Source organism: Streptomyces griseoaurantiacus (assembly GCF_036189845.1).
Lineage (GTDB): Bacteria > Actinomycetota > Actinomycetes > Streptomycetales > Streptomycetaceae > Streptomyces > Streptomyces griseoaurantiacus.
In genome coordinates this window covers 4,033,672-4,052,227 of sequence record NZ_CP108326.1, presented here as the reverse complement: position 1 = coordinate 4,052,227, position 18,556 = coordinate 4,033,672, and the positions used below count along the sequence as shown (strand labels likewise).

Sequence of the window (18,556 nt, the reverse complement as noted above, 5' to 3'; positions counted from 1 at the left end):
GGCCGCGGACGCCCTAGATGATCCCGTGCTCGCCCAGGTACTCCAGCTGGGCCCGCACCGACAGTTCCGCTGCCGGCCACAGGGAGCGGTCCACGTCCGCGTAGACGTGGGCCACCACCTCGGAGGCCGTACGGTGCCCGTTCTCGAACGCCGTTTCGACCTGGGCCAGGCGGTGGGCCCGGTGGGCGAGATAGAAGTCGACGGCGCCCTGGGCGTCCTCCAGGACGGGGCCGTGGCCCGGCAGCACCGTGTGCACGCCGTCGTCGACCGTGAGGGACCTCAGACGGCGCAGGGAGTCCAGGTAGTCCCCCAGGCGGCCGTCGGGATGGGCGACGACCGTCGTGCCGCGCCCCAGGACCGTGTCGCCGGTGAGGACGGCCCGGTCGGCCGGGAGGTGGAAGCACAGGGAGTCCGCCGTGTGCCCCGGGGTGGTGACCACACGCAGTTCCAGGCCGCCGACCGCGACCACGTCCCCGGCGCCCAGCCCCTCGTCCCCCAGCCGCAGCGCCGGGTCCAGCGCCCGCACCTTCGTCGACGTCAGTTCCGCGAACCTCCCGGCGCCCTCGGCGTGGTCCGGGTGACCGTGCGTCAGCAGGGTGAGCGCTATGCGCCGTCCGGCCTGCTCGGCCGTGGCGACGACATGGTGCAGGTGCGCCTCGTCGAGAGGACCCGGGTCTATCACCACGGCCCGGTCGGAGTCCGGCTCGGCGACGATCCAGGTGTTGGTGCCGTCGAGGGTCATCGCCGACGGGTTCGGCGCGAGGACGTTGACCGCGCGCGCGGTGGCGGGGCCGGACAGGACCCCACCGCGTGGCCGGCCGGGGAGAGGCGCTGCTTCCGTCATCCGTGGCCTCCGCCGGTCGGTATGTGCTTGGTGAACTCCTCGTGGCCGGGCCAGTACAGGAGGATCTCCTCGTCCCGGACCTCGGCTCGCGCCAGCACCGGGGCCATGTCCCGGCCGGACGCGGCGGCCAGCGCCTCGGCCGCGGTGGCGTGGGCGGCGAGCGGGCGCAACGTCGCCACGGTGGGCGGCATCATCAGCAGCTCGCCCGCGTCGTACGCCCGGGCCGCCTCACAGGGGCGGATCCACACCGTGCGGTCGGCCTCGGTGGAGGCGTTGCGCGTGCGCTGGCCCTCGGGCAGGGCGGCGAGGAAGAACCAGGTGTCGTAGCGGCGCGGTTCGAACTCGGGGGTGACCCAGCGGGCCCAGGCGCCCAGCAGGTCGGAGCGCAGGACGAGGCCCCGACGGTCCAGGAATTCCGCGAAAGAGGTCTCACGGGCGACCAGGGCGGCTCGGTCGGCCTCCCAGTCGGCGCCTGTGGTGTCGCCCACCACGGTCTCGGGGGTGGGCCCGGCGAGGAGGACACCGGCCTCCTCGTACGTCTCGCGTACGGCCGCACAGACGATGGCCTGGGCCTCGGCCGTCCCGTCCACGCCGAGCCTGCGGGCCCACCATTCACGGGTGGGCCCGGCCCAGCGGACGTGCTGTTCGTCGTCACGCGGGTCGACGCCGCCACCCGGATAGGCGTACGCGCCCCCGGCGAATGCCATGGAGGTGCGCCGCCGCAGCATGTGGACGGCGGGCCCGCCCCCGGTGTCCCGCAGCAGCAATACGGTGGCCGCGCGCCTGACGGGCACCGGATCGAGACGGCCGGCGACCTGCGCGCGAATCAGTTCCGGCCACTCAGCCGGGAACCACTGCCCGTTCCCCATGCGGGGAGGCTATCCCGCCATGCGCAGATGTTCGAGACCGACCCGACCGACCGGTAGGAACGCTCACACCCGCACCGCCCGGCGGGCAGGCGCGGGGGAAGGGGCGGGCAGGTCCCCGTCCTCCCGCGCGGTCACACCGCTACTCGCCCACCAGCTCGACCTGGATCTCCACCTCGACCGGCGCGTCCAACGGCAGAACGGCGACGCCCACCGCGCTCCGCGCGTGCACGCCCTTGTCCCCCAGAACCTCACCGAGCAGCTCGCTGGCCCCGTTGACGACCCCCGGCTGACCCGTGAAGTCACCGGCGGAGGCCACGAACCCGACGACCTTCACCACGCGGGCGATCCGGTCCAGGTCACCCGTGACCGACTTCACGGCGGCGAGGGCGTTCAGCGCGCACGTGCGCGCCAGCTCCTTGGCCTCCTCGGCGGTGACCTCCGCCCCCACCTTGCCGGTGACCGGCAGCTTCCCGTCCACCAGCGGGAGCTGACCCGCCGTGTACACGTACATTCCGGACCGCACCGCCGGCTGGTACGCGGCCAGCGGCGGCACGACCTCCGGCAGGGTCAGCCCCAGCTCCGCGAGCCGGGCCTCGACCGCGCTCACGCCTGCTTCTCGCGCTTCAGGTAGGCCACGAGCTGCTCGGGGTTGGGGCCGGGCACGACCTGGACGAGCTCCCAGCCGTCCTCGCCCCAGGTGTCCAGAATCTGCTTCGTGGCATGGACGAGCAGCGGCACGGTTGCGTATTCCCACTTGGTCATGCGGCCGACTGTATCCGCTGTTGTCCACAGCCTCCCGAGTAGCCCGGGCACGGACTGGTTAGGCTCGAATACGTGAGCAGGCTCCAGGTCGTCAGCGGCAAGGGCGGTACCGGTAAGACCACGGTCGCCGCAGCACTCGCGCTCGCCCTCGCGACCGAGGGAAAGCGCACGCTTCTGGTGGAGGTGGAAGGCAGACAGGGCATCGCACAGCTCTTCGAGACGCAGGCGCTGCCGTACGAGGAACGGAAGATCGCCGTCGCCCCGGGGGGCGGCGAGGTGTTCGCACTGGCGATCGATCCCGAGCTGGCCCTTCTGGACTACCTCCAGATGTTCTACAAACTCGGCGGCGCGGGCCGCGCCCTGAAGAAGCTCGGCGCGATCGACTTCGCCACCACCATCGCGCCGGGACTGCGGGACGTCCTGCTGACCGGCAAGGCGTGCGAGGCGGTCCGCCGCAAGGACAAGCACGGCCGGTTCGCCTACGACTACGTCGTCATGGACGCGCCCCCCACGGGCCGCATCACCCGCTTCCTCAACGTCAACGACGAGGTGGCGGGCCTCGCCAAGATCGGGCCCATACACAACCAGGCGCAGGCGGTGATGCGGGTCCTCAAGTCCAGCGAGACGGCCGTGCACCTGGTCACCCTCCTGGAGGAGATGCCCGTCCAGGAGACCGCGGACGGCATCGCGGAGCTGCGCGGGGCCCGGCTGCCGGTGGGGCGGATCATCGTCAACATGGTCCGTCCGACCGTGCTGGACCAGGCGGACCTGGAACTCGCGGGCACGGCGCCGCGTACCGCGCTCGCCAAGTCCCTCTCGGGTGCGGGCCTCGGCGGCGCCCGGCGCGGCGGGCTGGCCGAACGCCTGGTGGACCCGCTGCTGCAGCAGGCCGAGGAGTACGCCGAGCGGTACGCGCTGGAACGCGAGCAGCGCGCCCAGCTCACCGAGCTCGGCCTGCCGCTGCACGAACTGCCGCTGCTCGCCGAGGGAATGGACCTGGCGGGCCTGTACCACCTGGCCAAGGAACTGCGTCAGCAAGGGATCTCATGACTCCGGACCAGGCCCCCGCGCGCCGCCTCCAGACCGCCCGCACTCAGGCCACCCGCACGCGGACCGCCCGCACGCACACCTCCCGCGCCCAGGACACCGGGCAGGAGCACGCCGGATCGGTGCGCGCCGGGGAGGCCGCCGAGGCCCCGGCGGCCGGTCCGGAGCGTGCCGCCCGCGCCGCGGCCTCCGCGCACGACCTGGCGGCGGCCCGCTCCCTGGAGCCGGCGCGCGTACTGGACATCGACCCCCTCCTCGACGACCCCGACACCCGCATCGTGGTGTGCTGCGGTTCCGGCGGTGTCGGCAAGACGACGACCGCGGCCGCCCTCGGCCTGCGTGCCGCCGAGCGCGGCCGCAAGGTCGTCGTCCTGACGATCGACCCGGCCCGCCGGCTCGCGCAGTCCATGGGCATCGACGCGCTGGACAACACCCCGCGCCGGGTGAAGGGCGTCGACGACACCGCGGGCGGCGAACTGCACGCCATGATGCTCGACATGAAGCGCACCTTCGACGAGATCGTCGAGGCGCACGCGGACCGGGAACGGGCGGCGGCCATCCTGGGCAACCCCTTCTACCAGTCGCTCTCGGCGGGCTTCGCGGGCACGCAGGAGTACATGGCGATGGAGAAGCTGGGGCAGCTGCGCGCGCGCGAGGAGTGGGACCTCATCGTCGTCGACACCCCTCCCTCGCGCTCGGCGCTGGACTTCCTGGACGCGCCCAAGCGGCTCGGTTCCTTCCTCGACGGCAAGCTGATCCGCGTCCTGCTCGCGCCCGCCAAGGTCGGCGGCCGGGCCGGGATGAAGTTCCTCAACGTCGGGATGTCGATGATGACGGGGGCCCTGGGCAAGCTGCTCGGCGGCCAGCTTCTGCAGGACGTACAGACGTTCGTGGCGGCGATGGACACGATGTTCGGCGGGTTCCGCACCCGCGCGGACGCCACGTACAAGCTGCTCCAGGCTCCCGGCACGGCCTTCCTGGTGGTCGCGGCGCCGGAACGGGACGCGCTGCGCGAGGCGGCGTACTTCGTGGAGCGCCTGGCCGCGGAGCGGATGCCGCTGGCCGGTCTGGTCCTCAACCGGGTGCACGGCAGCGGGGCCGCCCAGCTGTCCGCCGAGCGGGCGCTGGCCGCCGCGGAAAATCTTGAGGACTCCCGCATTGTGGATCAGCGGGACGGGAAAGACAGTTCTCGTAACTCTCCCGAAACACACGGCAGTTCAGACAGTACGGGTCACCCGGAGGGCCCGGCCGCCGCTTCCGACGAGGGCTCCCCCGCCGGCGGCGAGGACGGCGGCGGGCAGACCGGTGCCCGGGCGGCCACCATGGACCAGTTGTCGGCGGGTCTGCTCCGGCTGCACGCCGAGCGCATGCGGCTGCTCTCCCGCGAGCAGCGCACCCGCGACCGCTTCCTCGCGCTCCACCCCGAGGTGGCGGTGGCCGAGGTGGCCGCGCTGCCCGGCGACGTGCACGACCTCACCGGTCTGCGCGAGATCGGCGACCGGCTCGCGGCCGACGCGGAACCGAGCTGACGCAGCGGCACCGGACCGGCGAACGGGGCGGCGCGACTCAACAGACGCACAGACGCACAGACGCACAGACGCACAGACGCACAGACAACCGAACAACGGACGAGCGGGGCGGGTCTCGCACCCACGCACCTATACGGGCCGGCTCAGCCCACCGCGGCGTAGTCCGAGTACGTCTCGTCCTCGTCGAGCGTCAGCAGTCCCGCGTCGCGCTCGTACTCCGTGCGCGCGGTCTCCAGCAGACGGCGCCACGAGGTGACGGTCGGCCGCCGGCGCAGCAGTGCGCGGCGCTCGCGCTCCGTCATGCCTCCCCACACGCCGAACTCGACGCGGTTGTCGAGCGCGTCGGCCAGGCATTCCGTGCGCACCGGACATCCCGTGCACACCGCCTTGGCCCTGTTCTGCGCTGCTCCTTGAACGAACAGTTCATCCGGATCGGTAGTGCGGCAGGCCGCCTGCGCACTCCAGTCGGTTACCCAGCCCATACCGGCGCCGTCCTCTCCCGAATCGAGGCTCCCCCACGGCGACGGCGGCATATTCACCGCCGCCAGTTGAGGACGTTACGGAAGGTGGGCACAGCGCAACACCCCCAGCGGGCCCAATCTTGAATGGTCCGAACGGACTATGGGGAAGCGGCAGATCACCCGGGGGAGTGAGCCGGCGACATGCGTGACTTTCCCGTCAGAACAGGGCAGGTGGGCGGTGCCACAACGGACGCCGGATGACACACGAGGCGGATTCGGACACGCATCCCACAAAAAAGTGGCTGAACACCGGAACGATTCGGGGTCGCCGGCCGTACTTGATACGTGGGCCTGTCGCTGTGACAGCAGTGAGCAGCTTAGGCCAACGCCTGTCCGTGTGTCCGGCGAATGGGAAGGTAGGCCCTTGGCCGCGTCCGGTCCCCCGCGCTCCGGTCGCCCTCGACCGACCGCCCCGTATGTCACGATCCTGCACTCGAACATTCCGATGGGCGTTCGCTCCCCCGGAACGCTCATCACTTCGGATTAGGCTGCCCCCATGCCAAAAAAGCGCTCGGGCGGGGGCACCTCCCCCACGCAGCAGGCCGCCAAGTTCCTCGGGGTGAGTGTGCTCGCGGGGGCGGTGATGGCCGGCATCGCACTGCCCGCGGCCGGTGCGCTGGGGCTGGCCGCCAAGGGTTCGGTCCAGAGCTTCGACGATCTGCCGGCCAACCTCAAGAGCCCCCAGCTGAGCCAGCGCACCACGATCCTGGACAGCGGCGGCGGCCAGATCGCCACGGTCTACTCGCGCGACCGCACGGTGGTGGACCTCAAGTCCGTCTCGCCGTACATGCAGAAGGCGATCGTCGCGATCGAGGACTCCCGCTACTACGAGCACGGCGCGGTCGACCTGAAGGGCGTGCTGCGCGCGCTCAACAAGAACGCGCAGAGCGGCGGCGTCTCCGAGGGCGCCTCCACGCTCACCCAGCAGCTCGTGAAGAACTACTTCGTCGAAGAGGCGGGCAACGACCCGACGAAGGTCGCCCAGGCCACCCAGCAGACGCTGGGCCGCAAGATCCGCGAGCTGAAGTACGCGATCCAGCTCGAGGAGAACCTCGGCAAGAAGAAGATCCTCGAGAACTATCTGAACATCACGTTCTTCGGGCAGCAGGCCTACGGCGTCGAGGCGGCCTCCCAGCGCTACTTCTCCAAGCACGCCAAGGACCTCACCCTCCCGGAGTCCGCCCTTCTCGCCGGCATCGTCCAGTCGCCCTCCGGCTACGACCCGCTGAACAACCCGGAGCAGGCCAAGAAGCGGCGCAACGTGGTGCTCACACGCATGGCACAGGTCCACGACATCTCCCGGGCCGAGGCCGACAAGGCCAAGAAGACACCCCTCGGGCTGCACGTGAGCCGCCCGAAGAACGGCTGCATCACGGCCGTCAAGGGCGCCGGCTTCTTCTGCGACTACGTGCGCGAGGTCTTCCTCGACGACAAGGCCTTCGGCAAGACCCGGGCCGACCGCGCCAAGGTGTGGAACCGCGGCGGCCTCACGATCCGTACGACGCTCGACCCGAAGGCGCAGGAGTCGGCCCAGGCCTCGATCAAGGACCACGTCAACAAGAGCGACAGCGTGGCCACGGCCGCGACGATCGTCGAGCCCGGCACCGGCAAGATCCTCGCCATGGGCCAGTCCCGCCCGTACGGCTTCCGGAAGAACGAGACGCAGATCAACCTCTCGGTCAACCAGGGCATGGGCGGCGGCGCCGGCTACCAGCCCGGTTCGACGTTCAAGCCGATCGTGGCCGCCGCCGCGCTCGAGGGCGGCAAGCCGCCCACGCAGTCCTACTCCTCGCCGTACGAGATGGAGTACCCGAGCCCGGTCTCGGTGTGCAACGGCAAGAAGTGGGTGAACTCCGACGGCACCAAGCTGACCAACGAGAACGAGTCGGAGCGCGGCCCGTACGGCATGAAGGAGGCGACCGCCAAGTCGGTCAACACCTACTACGTGCAGCTCATCTCCGACATCGGCATCTGCCCGGTCATCGACATGGCCGGGAAGATGGGCGTCCACCGCGCCGACGGCAACAAGATCACCCAGGCGCCGTCGATCGCCCTCGGCACCCAGGAGATGTCGCCGCTGACGATGGCGAGCGCGTACGCCACCTTCGCCTCCCGGGGCACGTACTGCACGCCCATCGCGATCGAGGCGATCACCCAGAAGATCGGCGAGAGCAAGAAGTCACTCCCGGTGCCGAAGACGAAGTGCTCGCGCGCGATGTCGGAGAAGACGGCGGACACCGTGAACACGCTGCTCAAGGGCGTGGTCGAGGACGGTACGGGTACACAGGCCGGTCTCGGCGACCGTCCCAGCGCGGGCAAGACCGGTACGACGGACTTCCGCTACGCGGCCTGGTTCGTCGGCTACACGCCGAACATGGCGGGCGCGGTCTGGGTCGGCGACCCGGCGCACAAGCGGCGGATGGTCGACATCTCCATCGGCGGCCAGTGGCACGCCAAGGTGTTCGGTGGTGAGGTGCCCGGCCCGATCTGGCGCGACATGATGTCCGGCGCGCTGGCGGGCAAGGCGGCGCCCGACTTCCACACGATCAACATCCCCGACCCCAAGCGCAAGGGCGACAAGAACGACAAGAACAAGGGCCCCGGCCGCGGCCGGGGAGACGGCGGCAACGGGGACGACGACCCCCTCGGCGGTCTGCTCGGCGGCTTCACCAACGGTGGATTCACCAACGGCGGCAACGGCAACGGGGGCAACGGCAACGGAGGCCCGGGCGGCGGGACGACCGTCGGCACCAACGCGGGCACGACGAACCCGAACCCCGATCCGACGTTCTCCTTCCCCGACGGCTTCTTCCAGGGCCAGGACGGCGGCGGAAACGGCAACGCCCAGGGGAACGGCAACGGCGGGCAGACGGGGTAGGGACCGGAAGCGGCGTTCACGAGAAGAGGTGCCCCCTTCGCTTCCGAGCGAAGGGGGCACCTCTTCGTCACCGTGGCCGGTGGTGCCGGCCGGCGTCCGGCGGGGGCACGTGTCCCCGCCGTGGGCCGAACACGGGATCAGCCCGCGAGGACCTGCTTGACGAGCGCGGCGACCCGGCCGCCCTCCGCCTGGCCCGCCACCTTCGGGTTCACGATCTTCATGACCTGGCCCATCGCCCGCGGACCCTCGGCCCCGGCCGCCCGTGCCTCCTCGACGGCCTGGACGACGATCGCCCGCAGCTCCTCGTCGGACAGCTGCTTGGGCAGGTAGACGGCGAGCACCTCGCCCTCGGCCCGCTCCCGCTCGGCCTGCTCCGGACGCCCGCCCTGCGCGAACGCCTCGGCGGCCTCGCGGCGCTTCTTCGCCTCACGGGTGATCACCTTGGTGATCTCCTCGTCGGAGAGCTCGCGCTTCTCCGTGCCGGCGACCTCTTCCTTGGTGATGGCGGCGAGGGTCAGCCGGAGCGTGGAGGAGCGGAGTTCGTCCCGCGCCTTGATCGCGGCGTTGAGGTCTGCCTGCAGCTTCGACTTGAGCGTGGTCATGGCTCGATTGTCGCAGGTACGAGGAGAAGCCCGCCCGCCATTTCCCGGGCACCCGCCTCGTCCTCGGCGCCGTCCGCCCGGCCGCCGGAGTTGTCCACAGGCCGCGCGGAGCATCCTCCGCCGTCTGCCACGATGGACACATGCGCGCGCGATACAAAGTACCCCTGGGAATCACGGCGGTTGCCGCCACCGGACTGCTCTACTCGGCCGGGTTCGAGGCCCGCTCCTTCCGTCTGCGACGAGTCACGGTGCCCGTCCTCCCGGCGGGCATGCGCCCGCTGCGCGTCCTGCAGGTCTCCGACATCCACATGGTGGGCGGACAGCGCAAGAAGCAGCGCTGGCTGCGGTCGCTCGCGGGCCTGCGCCCCGACTTCGTGATCAACACGGGCGACAACCTCTCGGACCCCGAGGGCGTCCCCGAGGTGCTGGACGCCCTGGGCCCGCTGATGGAGTTCCCCGGCGCCTACGTCTTCGGCTCGAACGACTACTACGGCCCCGTGCCGCGCAACCCCGCCCGCTACCTGGGCGAGAAGATCAGCGGACGCCACGGTCTGAACGGCAACGGACCGGCCAAGCGCGTGATCCACAACCCGTGGGAGGACCTCCGCGACGGCTTCGACGCGGCGGGCTGGCTCAACCTGACGAACACGCGCGACACGCTCAAGCTGGAGGGCGGGCTCTCACTGGAGCTGACGGGCCTGGACGACCCGCACATCAAGCGGGACCGCTACGCACAGGTGGCCGGCGGCCCGTCGGCCGAGGCGGACTTCTCCCTGGCCGTGGTCCACGCCCCGTACCTGCGCGTCCTGGACGCGTTCGCGGCGGACGCCTACCCGCTGATCCTGGCCGGCCACACGCACGGCGGCCAGCTCTGCATCCCCTTCTACGGCGCCCTGGTCACCAACTGCGACCTGGACACCGACCGCGTCAAGGGCCTCTCCACGCACACCGCCGAGGGCCACACCTCGTACCTGCACGTCTCGGCGGGCTGCGGCGCCAACCGCTACACCCCGTTCCGCTTCGCCTGCCCCCCGGAGGCCACCCTGCTGACGCTGACCCCGAAGCAGTAGGTTCAGGAAGCCGGAGGCACCGGCGGCCGGCACCCCTCCACTCGCCCCCTGCCCTCCCTCGCTCTCCCCTTCTCCCTCACCCCGAAACCCGAACAGACCACCCGAATCGCCCCACCCCACCCCCCTCCCTAGCGTGAGGGCATGCTCACCCCCATACCCCGGGACATACCGGGACTTCCGGCGCTACCGGGCGTGCCCGGACCCCTGTCGGCCGCCGTCCCGGCCGCGGCGGTGGTGGCGCCCGTACGCCGCCCCGCCACGGCCGCCTTCCGCCTCCTCACCGGCGCCGCGGCGGCGGCCGGCGTCACGCTCGCCCTGCTCCACGGCAGCCCGACCCGGGCCCTGACCTACTTCGCCCTCCAGAGCGGAGCACTGGCGGCGATCGTCTTCACCCTGTCCGCCCAGCGCGCCTGGGCGGCCCGCCGCCCCCTTCCACCGGCCCTGACCGGCGCCACCCTCCTCTACACGGTGACCGCGGCCCTGACCCACCACCTGCTCCTGGCACACACGACACAGCCGTTCGCGCTCGCCGACACCCCGGCCGACGCGACCGGCTGGCCCGCCCTGGCCGGCCAACTCCTGCACACGGCGGTCCCCCTCGCGGCGGCGCTGGACTGGCTGCTCCTCACCCCACCGCGCCGACTCCGCCCACGCCACGCCACGGCCTGGCTGCTCTACCCCCTGGCCTACCTGGCCCTGCTCCTCACCCGGGGCGCCCTCCTGACCCCCGGCACCCCGGACCGCTACGTCCACCCCTTCCTCGACGTGGCCTCCCACGGCTACCAGCACGTCCTGGCCAACGCCCTCCTGCTGTGCCTGGCCGTCTACGCCCTCGCGATCCTCCTGGTCACCCTGGACCACATCCGCCCGGCCCCCTTGCGCCGCCGCCGCAAAACCGGATTTCGTCTCCGGGCACCGGTGGGCTAAAGTAAACGTCGTCGCCGCGACAGCAGCGACACCGGGGTGTAGCGCAGCTTGGCAGCGCGCTTCGTTCGGGACGAAGAGGTCGTGGGTTCAAATCCCGCCACCCCGACAGCCAAAACAGCAGGTGAGGGCCCTACCGTTCGCGGTAGGGCCCTCACCTGTTTCCGGCTGCGTGTCTATCTGCGTGACTACCGCTTTCCGCGTGTCTACGGCCGCCATTCCTCCGCGCCGAAGATGCCGTCCATGACCACGGCGCCGGTCTGGATCACAGGCCGGATCTGCTTCCGGTAGACCTCTTCCGTCACGGCCGTCCCGGAGTGCCCGACGAGGCGGGAGATCACTTCCAGCGGGACGCCCCGGTCGGACAGCAGGGACACGAAGCTGTGCCGGAGCTCCCGCGGCGTCCACTCGTCGGCGTCGATCCCGTCGACGTCCTTGAGCGCCTGGCGGAAGGCGCGGCGAACGTTCGCGGCGTCGAGCGGTTTGCCGACGGCGGAGGAGAGGACCAGCCCGTGTTCGTCCCACCGACCGCACCAGCCGAGCGGTCCGAACCTCTTCGTCAACGGTCGCACCGACAGGGGCCCCGTTGTCTGCCGGTCGGCCAGAGTCCGCAGCAGTGACCACAGCGGCCAGGAGATCACGCACCTCACGAGCCCTCGGCTCGTCGAGGTCGAGGGCGCCCAAGAGCCGGTCGAGCACATCGAGACTCGGAACCATGCGCCCCGTCTCGACCTTGGACACGGTCGGCTGCCCCACACCCGCACGCTGCGCCAGGGCAGCACCCGTCAGGCCGGCCTCTGCCCGCAGCATCCGAAGACGCCCGCCAAGCGCCCGCATCAGCTCCCGCCGCTCACTCCCCATGCCCAGCCACCAGGCAGCAGCCACCACGAGCCCAAGCCACACCGACGACCGTCAAGCATGTCCCGAGACCGGACACCCCAACAGCCCGTGCATGATTCAAACTTTCTCTACTGGTTCAAGGCGGCTCGCTCCGCTCCCCGCGCGCGGCACGGCCCCCGGCCGGGCCTGTGCTCCTAATGGCGCGATAAGACGTCGGGCGGTGAGTCGTGCCAGGCGCCTTGGTGGACAGGCATGTGGTGATCCGTAATCGCTCCTGAGGCCTGACCTCTCAAGACAGAGTCGGCCCCACGTGCCTGCTCACCCAGTGCAGCAGCGCGGGGGTGGCGGGGCCGGCCCGCGCTCATGCCTTCGTCCCGCGCGGACCGGCCCCGCCACCCCCGCTCGCACACAAACAGCGGCATCGTTGGCTCTCGTTGTCCAAGCCGCCGCCAGGGAACACCTCTCACCGCTCGGCGAACGCCCCAGTTCCGCAGCTGACCGAGACCCCTGGCGACCGCTGGGATTGCGAACGGCTAATCGGATGACGGGCCCCGAGCCCTGCCATTAGGGAGACGCGCAACCCCGCCACGGCGACGACCTCACACCACCGCCACCCACCCAGGGACACCACCATGACCAGCGTGTTCTGCGGCATCGACTGGGCCACCGACCACCACGACATCGCACTGCTCGACCAGGCCGGCACCCTCCTCGCGAAGCTCCGCATCGACGACACCCCCGCCGGCCTCAGCCAGCTCCTGGACTTGTTGGCCCAGCACGGCGACAGCCCAGAGAACCCGGTCCCCGTCGCCATCGAGACCTCTCACGGACTCCTGGTCGCCTGCCTACGCGCCACCGGCAGACCCATCTACGTGATCAACCCGCTCACCGCCGCCCGCTACCGCGACCGCTACGCCCTCAGCCGCAAGAAGTCCGACCACCTCGACGCCAAGGTCCTGGCCAACATCCTGCGCACCGACCCCGCAGAACACCGGCCCCTGCCCGCGGACAGCCACCTCGCCCAGGCCATCACCGTCCTGGCCCGAGCCCATCAGGACGCCGTCTGGGACCGCGTCCAAACCGGCAACCGGCTGCGGTCCCACCTGCGCGAGTACTTCCCCGGCTTCCTCCCCGTCTTCAAGCACTTCCGCGAAGGCCTTGCCTCACCCGTCACCCGCACCCTGCTCGCAGCAGCCCCCACACCCACCCAGGCCTCCCAGCTCACCCGCCCGCAACTGCGAGCGATCCTCAAGAGGGCCGGACGTCAACGGGAGATCACCGGCGAGGTCGAACGTCTCCATGCCCTGCTCCGCGAACCCCAGATGCACCAACCACCCGTCGTCGAGCAGGCCATGGGCACCAAGACGCTGGCCCTGCTGAAACAGTTCGACGCAGCCTGCGCCAGCGCCGACGACCTGGAAGCAGCCACCACCACCGTCTTCGCCACCCACCAGGACGCCGAGATCATCACCAGTTTCCCCGGCCTCGGCCCACTGACCGGTGCCCGCGTCCTGGCCGAACTCGGCGACGACCACACCCGCTTCACCAGCCCGCGCGCATTGAAGGCCTACGCCGGATCAGCACCCATCACCCGATCCTCCGGACGCAAGACCACCGTCCGGGCCAGGCACATCAAGAACCAGCGTCTCGCCTCAGCCGGCTACATCTGGGCCTTCGCCGCCCTCACCGCATCCCCCGGAGCACGGGCCCACTACGACCGCCGCCGCGCAGCCGAAGACCGACACGTCTCGGCCCAACGCAACCTCTTCAACCGCCTACTCGGATGCCTGCACCACTGCCTCACCCACCGCATCCCCTACAACGAGCAGACCGCCTTCCCCAACACCGCTTGACTGATCAACCGCATCGGATGTCTGTCTCCGCCCCGCTCCAGCCCGGCCGGCGCCCGTGCCGCGCTCATAGCAGTCAGCCCCTGATGTGAAGGAAGGGGTATGTAGTGCCTTGAGTAGCTGGACGCCGCAAACAGGGTTCTACTTCTCGAAGAAGCTTCGGAAGATCAGGTCGAACTCACATTCATCAGCAGGGGCATCTTGCGCAAGAGCGGATCTGATCGCGCTAGCCGTTCGATACTCGTCACAAAAGCTCTGGGCCGCCGTCAGCTTGTCCCCTGAAATCGAGTCGGGATAGTAGTCTTCAATTGCACCCCGCTCAAGTACATAGATTTTCTCGTTACGCAAAGACGAGATAAGATCTCGCTTCGCCTCAGAGATATCACCAGAGGGAGGGTATTTAACGAGAATCGTCCGCATGTCACGAGTCACAGCACGGGTGAAGAAATCTTCCACCCTCTTCTGAAGTTCAGGCCATTCACATTTCCCCTCCGCGAAAAGATCACCAAACCGCTTCGCATCTCTCCAAAGTTCTTTCATGGCAGGGGCATCGCGCAGCCTACGGGCTTGATTGTTAGAGAGTTCATCCGACTCTGCACCGCCGGCGGCGATATCCTCCCCAACCAACTGCATGAGATGACGCTGCTTGTTCAGCGAAGTCTCGCTGGCACCCAACTTGCCAAATCCCTCCGCGATGGCGTCAAGATCCGCAAGAACAGCTACTGATACACCAAATCGCTCAAAGAACTCTCGATATCTTGCAATGCTCGCCTTTCCGTTAACGCGCGCGATGGCGACAGATTGTTTATCGAAATCCCAATCTGAATTCAACATCCGAGCGATATGCGGAACCAGGATATGATCACTGTCCCCTTCGACGAGAAGTACTTTGTCGGAGAAGAAAGCGGCATCATTGTTCTCTTGGCGAATCATTTGGAACTGATCTTTCGCCTTAAGGTGCGAAAGATCTACAGGGTATGCGATGGCAGTCGGAGGCGTTGTGCTCCGGTTTTTTGCAATCTTGACGAAGGTACCCGTCGCTTGAGGGCTGTAGAACGCGGTGGAATGGGTGCTGACGAGGACATGATTATCCTGCGCGAAAATACGCAGCGCCTCGAAAAGTTGACGCTGAGCACGCGGGTGCAGGAAGAGCTCAGGCTCTTCAAATAGGAGGAGGTAAGGCCTCGGCTTAACCTCCATGGAGTCTCCGCGAACGGTAGTTCGCAACTCTGCATAGGATCGCAGAATGGCGAACGTCACAGACCTGCGGAGGCCGTCTCCCTTACTTTTGAACGCCCCACGGACCCCGTCATCGACTGTAATAGTCGCACTTGACAGAATACTTTTAAGATCAGGAGGAGGAATTTCAATACTCACCGACGTGTCAGGAAAGGCCGCCTGTAGGTTTCCTTGCACCAAGGACTCGATTTGGCGAACTTCGTCAAGACGTTTATCGCTCAAACTGCCGTCAGGCATGACTTCGGCGTTGAGGTAACTACGCAGCTGCCCAAATAGGGTATCGATATCGGACAATTGCGGCTTGATCTGCTCGAATAGAATCCCTAGAAGTTTCCCAAACGAAGAACTCTCGGATGTTTTGAGGTCGTCGGAGAGTTCCTTCACCGCTGGGATGTAGATTACCTCAGGAAGGAGGGCTTGGATGGATTTATCCATCCCCGTCACCAGATCAACATCACCCTTAGTCCGCTCGGCAGGCGAGAGGTTAGCCGACAGCTCGGCAATCGCCTCCTTCACCTCTTTCTGCGTCGGCTTCGGTGACAGTTTTTCGCGAAGTTCAGGGAATGTATAAATCGCGCCCTGTCGCAGTTCCTCTCCGCGCTTACCCGCCACGAGTTCCTGAACGGAAGAGGGCCAATAGCGTCTGTCAGACGGAACATCGTCAACTTGCTTTAGGACACCCTTGCCAGGAACGGCGTAAGCTCGCGAAAGCGTCAGCCTTCCGCCTTCGGCTACCTTCTCAATGCGACCTCTATGTTCCTCAGCAAGCCGCGCAAGGTCCTCGTCTTTGATCTCTTCGAATGTGACCTCGATGCGCAATGGATTACGCGCATCATAGAAGTCTGTGTCTTTCAAGGTGGGGCCACTGAAGAAGATGTCCAAAGCTTGCAAGATGGAGGATTTTCCTGCGTTGTTCTCGCCAATGATGCAGCCAAATTGAGAGACTGGAATCTGAAGATCTCGAAGTCCGCGATAATTCTGGACATGTACATGCGAGATCCGCATCGTTGTGCCTCTCATGGATCATGGGCCCCAAGCCCGACGGTGCTCTGGTTCGTGAGATAACCAGCGTAGGTCTATGAGGCTCATGTGGGTGTTGTTTTTCCCGAGTTGGCCGACCCTGCTGTCAGCTCCCCTACTCCTACAGGGCTTTGGCGAAGGAGAAACCCAGGACAGCACACCCCGCGCCGAGGAAGCTCCTGCGGGCGCGCAGTTGCCCAGAGCAGGGCTCCACCCGGCGAGGCCACAGCCGGCCTGTGGCCAGGTCAGCGCCCTAGCAGCTAGGCACCGTCGTCTCGGGTCGGCCGGCGCGGCTTGCTCTGGTCGACGGCACCGGCAGCGTGGCTGAGGCCGGTGGGGGTGCAGCGAGGCACACGCGTGCCTGGTCGGTCGGCGCGCTCGCCGTCGTGGCTGGCTGTCGTCGGCTGAGGTTCGGACTGGCCGCACTGAGGGTGGCCGTCGTCGGCCGACCGGCCGTCCGCGATAATCAATCCTGGGCCGTCTCTGGGCCGTCCGGGGTTCGCCGAGGGCGCTCGACGGCAACCGTCAGTGACAGACCTCCCGCGGTCACCAGTAGCGAAATCATAGGTCAGAGGCTCCCGGCCAATCGGGTTTCCCCCCGGAGTAGCCGTCCGGCAAGATGGGGTGTTTCTCTCCAGCGAGGTTCAGTCCTCACCCACCTGCAACAACACCACGGTGAAGTTGCCGCCGGTCCCCGCGACGACCCCGTCGAAGGTGTGTCGTGTGACCGCTTCCCATACCCGTGCTCCGGGCGAAAGCTCACTGATGTTCGTGTACCAGACGGACTGGTAGCCCAGCAGGCGCACGACGCGTTCCGCCGCTCGACGAGCGTGGGTGCGGTCGCGGCGTCGTGTGCCCGGGAACACGAGGTCAGCGGTCGCCAGATGGGTCAAGAGCTGTACAGCGCGCTCATGTTCAATCTGCGAGAGTGCACCTTCGACCTCTGCGGGCGTGTCCGGGCCAACTGCCCCCTGTACGGCATAGTCCTTCCACGCCTGTTCCGCCTCGGCGGTCACTCGGTGGACGATCTCCGGAACAGATCCGTCGGCCTTGCCGACCACGCGGCCGAAGACCCCTTCTTCCCGTGACAATAATCCGATCAGGGCGTGCAGTTCAGAAGCTACGTCCACCGGGCCATTGTTCCACCCGGCCGATGCCAGCCATGCCACGACTGTGTCTCATCATGCAGGCATGCGGTGAGTGTCTAACTGCGTGACAACGCCAACGAACAACCGCGGACGAGCACGAACGTCTACGGACCATCAACCGAGGTGAGAGGCACCCCAGCCCAAGGCAGCACCCCCACCCAAGTTGCTTCGGGACGAAGAGGCCGTGGGTTCAAATCCCGCCACCCCGACAGCCAAAACAGCAGGTGAGGGCCCTACCGTTCGCGGTAGGGGCCCTCAGGTGTTTCCAGGTGTGTGCTGTTGCGTGGTGCTCGGGTACGGCCGCGCCTCGTGGTCTCAGGAGTCGTCCTCCGCCGAGGGCTCCTCCTCGTTCAGGACCGGGGCGCTGCGGATGAGGCGGAGGGCTGTGGTGAGGAGGAGGCCGCCGGTGATGTTGCCGAGGACGGACCAGGCGAGCCAGGGGAGCCAGTCGGCGTAGCCGTAGGGGGTGTGGCCGGTGTGGAGGCCGGCGAAGGCGAGGAGGGAGTCGAGGACCGAGTGCCACAGGCCGAAGCCGGCCAGGACGAAGGCGGCGATGATCGAGGCGGTGATCTTGCCGGTCATGGAGTCGGTGCCGTGGTGCATGCGGGTCATCAGGGTGATGACGCCGCCGCCGAGCACGCTCAGGCAGAACGTGCTCAGCGAGTAGCCCCCGTTCACGAAGTGGGCCCCGGTCGTGGCCGCGGTGTGGTGCAGCTCGGGGAATGCCTGGATGACGATCCAGGTGAAGATCCAGCCGCCGACCAGGTTCATCACCAGGACCGTCGCCCACAGGCGTGCCAGGTCGAGCCAGGTGGCCGCGCCGGCGATCACGGTCGTGACGGGGACCAGGAAGCCCTCGGTGAAGAGTTCGCTGTGGCCGAGCAGCAGGGCGATGAGGCCGATGGAGAAGGCCAGTCCGGACAGCAGTTCGCTGCCGGTCTCGTGCCGTACGAACAGCAGCGCCATGATGCCGACGCCGACGTCGATGCCGCCGAGCAGCGAGGTGGCCACCAGTGACGCCCAGGTGCGGTGCAGCCGGGGCCGTCCCTCGGCGATGATGCGTTCCGCGGCCTCGGCGACCCGTCGTTCCCCGGGGCCCCGCATGATCCGTTCGTCCGGCTGCATCGTTTCCTCCGGTCGCGCGTGAGTGACCGATGCATCTTCGGTGACGGTGGGGCCCGGAGCGCGTCACCCACGCCGTCCCACTGCCCACTACGCCTCGCGGTCCGGTTGCCGCGGTTCCACCGCCCGGCCCGGTACCAGGACGGCGAGGGTGCGGCGGGCTTCCCGTCGCAGGGTGTCCCGTCCGGAGAAGGTCGCGGTCAGCGCGAGGACGGAGACCGTACTGCCGTAGAACACGGCGGTGATGGTGGAGAGCAGCCCGACCGTCATCGGGCACGCACCTTTCTTCCC

16 protein-coding genes, 1 tRNA gene and 2 pseudogenes are annotated in these 18,556 nt (G+C 68.2%); 7 read left to right on the top strand and 12 right to left on the bottom strand.

Going from position 1 to position 18,556, the window contains the following annotated elements; genetic code table 11:
- Positions 1-13 precede the first annotated feature (13 nt).
- From OHB09_RS18100 to OHB09_RS18085, 4 genes are all read right to left on the bottom strand, one after another.
- The gene (locus OHB09_RS18100) at positions 14-844 is read right to left on the bottom strand and encodes an MBL fold metallo-hydrolase (protein ID WP_328922253.1); all 831 of its coding nucleotides are present in this window, start codon (positions 842-844) and stop codon (positions 14-16) included.
- A complete protein-coding gene (locus OHB09_RS18095; protein WP_040896145.1) occupies positions 841-1,713 on the bottom strand; it encodes an NUDIX hydrolase in 873 nt (290 codons plus the stop codon). Before OHB09_RS18095 ends, OHB09_RS18100 begins: the two co-directional genes overlap by 4 nt.
- 139 nt (positions 1,714-1,852) lie before the next feature.
- A complete protein-coding gene (locus OHB09_RS18090) occupies positions 1,853-2,320 on the bottom strand; it encodes a RidA family protein (protein ID WP_006142013.1) in 468 nt (155 codons plus the stop codon).
- Positions 2,317-2,475: a DUF4177 domain-containing protein gene (locus OHB09_RS18085; RefSeq protein WP_009189813.1), complete on the bottom strand. Its 159-nt coding sequence runs from the start codon at positions 2,473-2,475 to the stop codon at positions 2,317-2,319. Before OHB09_RS18085 ends, OHB09_RS18090 begins: the two co-directional genes overlap by 4 nt.
- A 72-nt stretch (positions 2,476-2,547) precedes the next feature.
- Between OHB09_RS18085 and OHB09_RS18080 the strand changes: the two genes are divergently transcribed.
- Together OHB09_RS18080 and OHB09_RS18075 are read left to right on the top strand one after the other, a co-directional pair.
- Entirely contained in the window at positions 2,548-3,525 is a 978-nt protein-coding gene (locus OHB09_RS18080; protein ID WP_093596972.1) for an ArsA family ATPase, read from the top strand.
- The gene (locus tag OHB09_RS18075; RefSeq protein WP_318295327.1) at positions 3,522-5,051 is read left to right on the top strand and encodes an ArsA family ATPase; all 1,530 of its coding nucleotides are present in this window, start codon (positions 3,522-3,524) and stop codon (positions 5,049-5,051) included. Before OHB09_RS18080 ends, OHB09_RS18075 begins: the two co-directional genes overlap by 4 nt.
- A gap of 143 nt (positions 5,052-5,194) precedes the next feature.
- Here OHB09_RS18075 and OHB09_RS18070 read toward each other — a convergent pair whose 3' ends face one another.
- Positions 5,195-5,533, bottom strand: a complete 339-nt coding sequence (locus OHB09_RS18070) for a WhiB family transcriptional regulator (RefSeq protein WP_006142009.1) — start codon at positions 5,531-5,533, stop codon at positions 5,195-5,197.
- A 535-nt stretch (positions 5,534-6,068) separates the two neighbouring features.
- Here OHB09_RS18070 and OHB09_RS18065 point away from each other — a divergent pair.
- Positions 6,069-8,450: a transglycosylase domain-containing protein gene (locus OHB09_RS18065; RefSeq protein ID WP_328922252.1), complete on the top strand. Its 2,382-nt coding sequence runs from the start codon at positions 6,069-6,071 to the stop codon at positions 8,448-8,450.
- 137 nt (positions 8,451-8,587) lie between these two features.
- Here OHB09_RS18065 and OHB09_RS18060 read toward each other — a convergent pair whose 3' ends face one another.
- The gene (locus tag OHB09_RS18060; protein ID WP_319351172.1) at positions 8,588-9,052 is read right to left on the bottom strand and encodes a GatB/YqeY domain-containing protein; all 465 of its coding nucleotides are present in this window, start codon (positions 9,050-9,052) and stop codon (positions 8,588-8,590) included.
- A gap of 140 nt (positions 9,053-9,192) precedes the next feature.
- Here OHB09_RS18060 and OHB09_RS18055 point away from each other — a divergent pair, with 140 nt between their 5' ends.
- The 3 genes from OHB09_RS18055 to OHB09_RS18045 all read left to right on the top strand — a co-directional run bounded on the left by OHB09_RS18055 (position 9,193) and on the right by OHB09_RS18045 (position 11,155).
- The gene (locus tag OHB09_RS18055) at positions 9,193-10,122 is read left to right on the top strand and encodes a metallophosphoesterase (protein WP_328922251.1); all 930 of its coding nucleotides are present in this window, start codon (positions 9,193-9,195) and stop codon (positions 10,120-10,122) included.
- A gap of 141 nt (positions 10,123-10,263) precedes the next feature.
- On the top strand, positions 10,264-11,049 hold the full coding sequence (locus OHB09_RS18050) for a Pr6Pr family membrane protein (RefSeq protein WP_328922250.1): 786 nt from the start codon (positions 10,264-10,266) through the stop codon (positions 11,047-11,049).
- Between the two features lie 32 nt (positions 11,050-11,081).
- Positions 11,082-11,155 (top strand) — tRNA-Pro (locus tag OHB09_RS18045).
- Between the two features lie 97 nt (positions 11,156-11,252).
- On the opposite strand, the pseudogene OHB09_RS18040 reads toward OHB09_RS18045, so the two are convergent.
- Positions 11,253-11,570, bottom strand: a pseudogene (locus OHB09_RS18040) (tyrosine-type recombinase/integrase); the annotation flags it as partial.
- Positions 11,571-11,754: 184 nt separating this feature from the next.
- Positions 11,755-11,856: pseudogene (locus OHB09_RS33315) on the bottom strand (helix-turn-helix transcriptional regulator); the annotation flags it as partial.
- A 662-nt stretch (positions 11,857-12,518) separates the two neighbouring features.
- Here OHB09_RS33315 and OHB09_RS18030 point away from each other — a divergent pair.
- On the top strand, positions 12,519-13,739 hold the full coding sequence (locus tag OHB09_RS18030) for an IS110 family RNA-guided transposase (RefSeq protein ID WP_191889824.1): 1,221 nt from the start codon (positions 12,519-12,521) through the stop codon (positions 13,737-13,739).
- Positions 13,740-13,877: 138 nt separating this feature from the next.
- Here OHB09_RS18030 and OHB09_RS18025 read toward each other — a convergent pair whose 3' ends face one another.
- The 4 genes from OHB09_RS18025 to OHB09_RS18010 form a co-directional block, all read right to left on the bottom strand.
- Positions 13,878-15,980, bottom strand: coding sequence for an ATP-dependent nuclease (locus OHB09_RS18025; RefSeq protein ID WP_328922249.1), 2,103 nt, complete (start codon positions 15,978-15,980; stop codon positions 13,878-13,880).
- Positions 15,981-16,639: 659 nt separating this feature from the next.
- Entirely contained in the window at positions 16,640-17,125 is a 486-nt protein-coding gene (locus OHB09_RS18020; RefSeq protein WP_328922248.1) for a hypothetical protein, read from the bottom strand.
- Between the two features lie 333 nt (positions 17,126-17,458).
- On the bottom strand, positions 17,459-18,268 hold the full coding sequence (locus OHB09_RS18015) for a formate/nitrite transporter family protein (protein ID WP_006142004.1): 810 nt from the start codon (positions 18,266-18,268) through the stop codon (positions 17,459-17,461).
- 87 nt (positions 18,269-18,355) lie between these two features.
- A complete protein-coding gene (locus tag OHB09_RS18010) occupies positions 18,356-18,535 on the bottom strand; it encodes a hypothetical protein (protein ID WP_006142003.1) in 180 nt (59 codons plus the stop codon).
- Between the last annotated feature and the right edge of the window lie 21 nt (positions 18,536-18,556).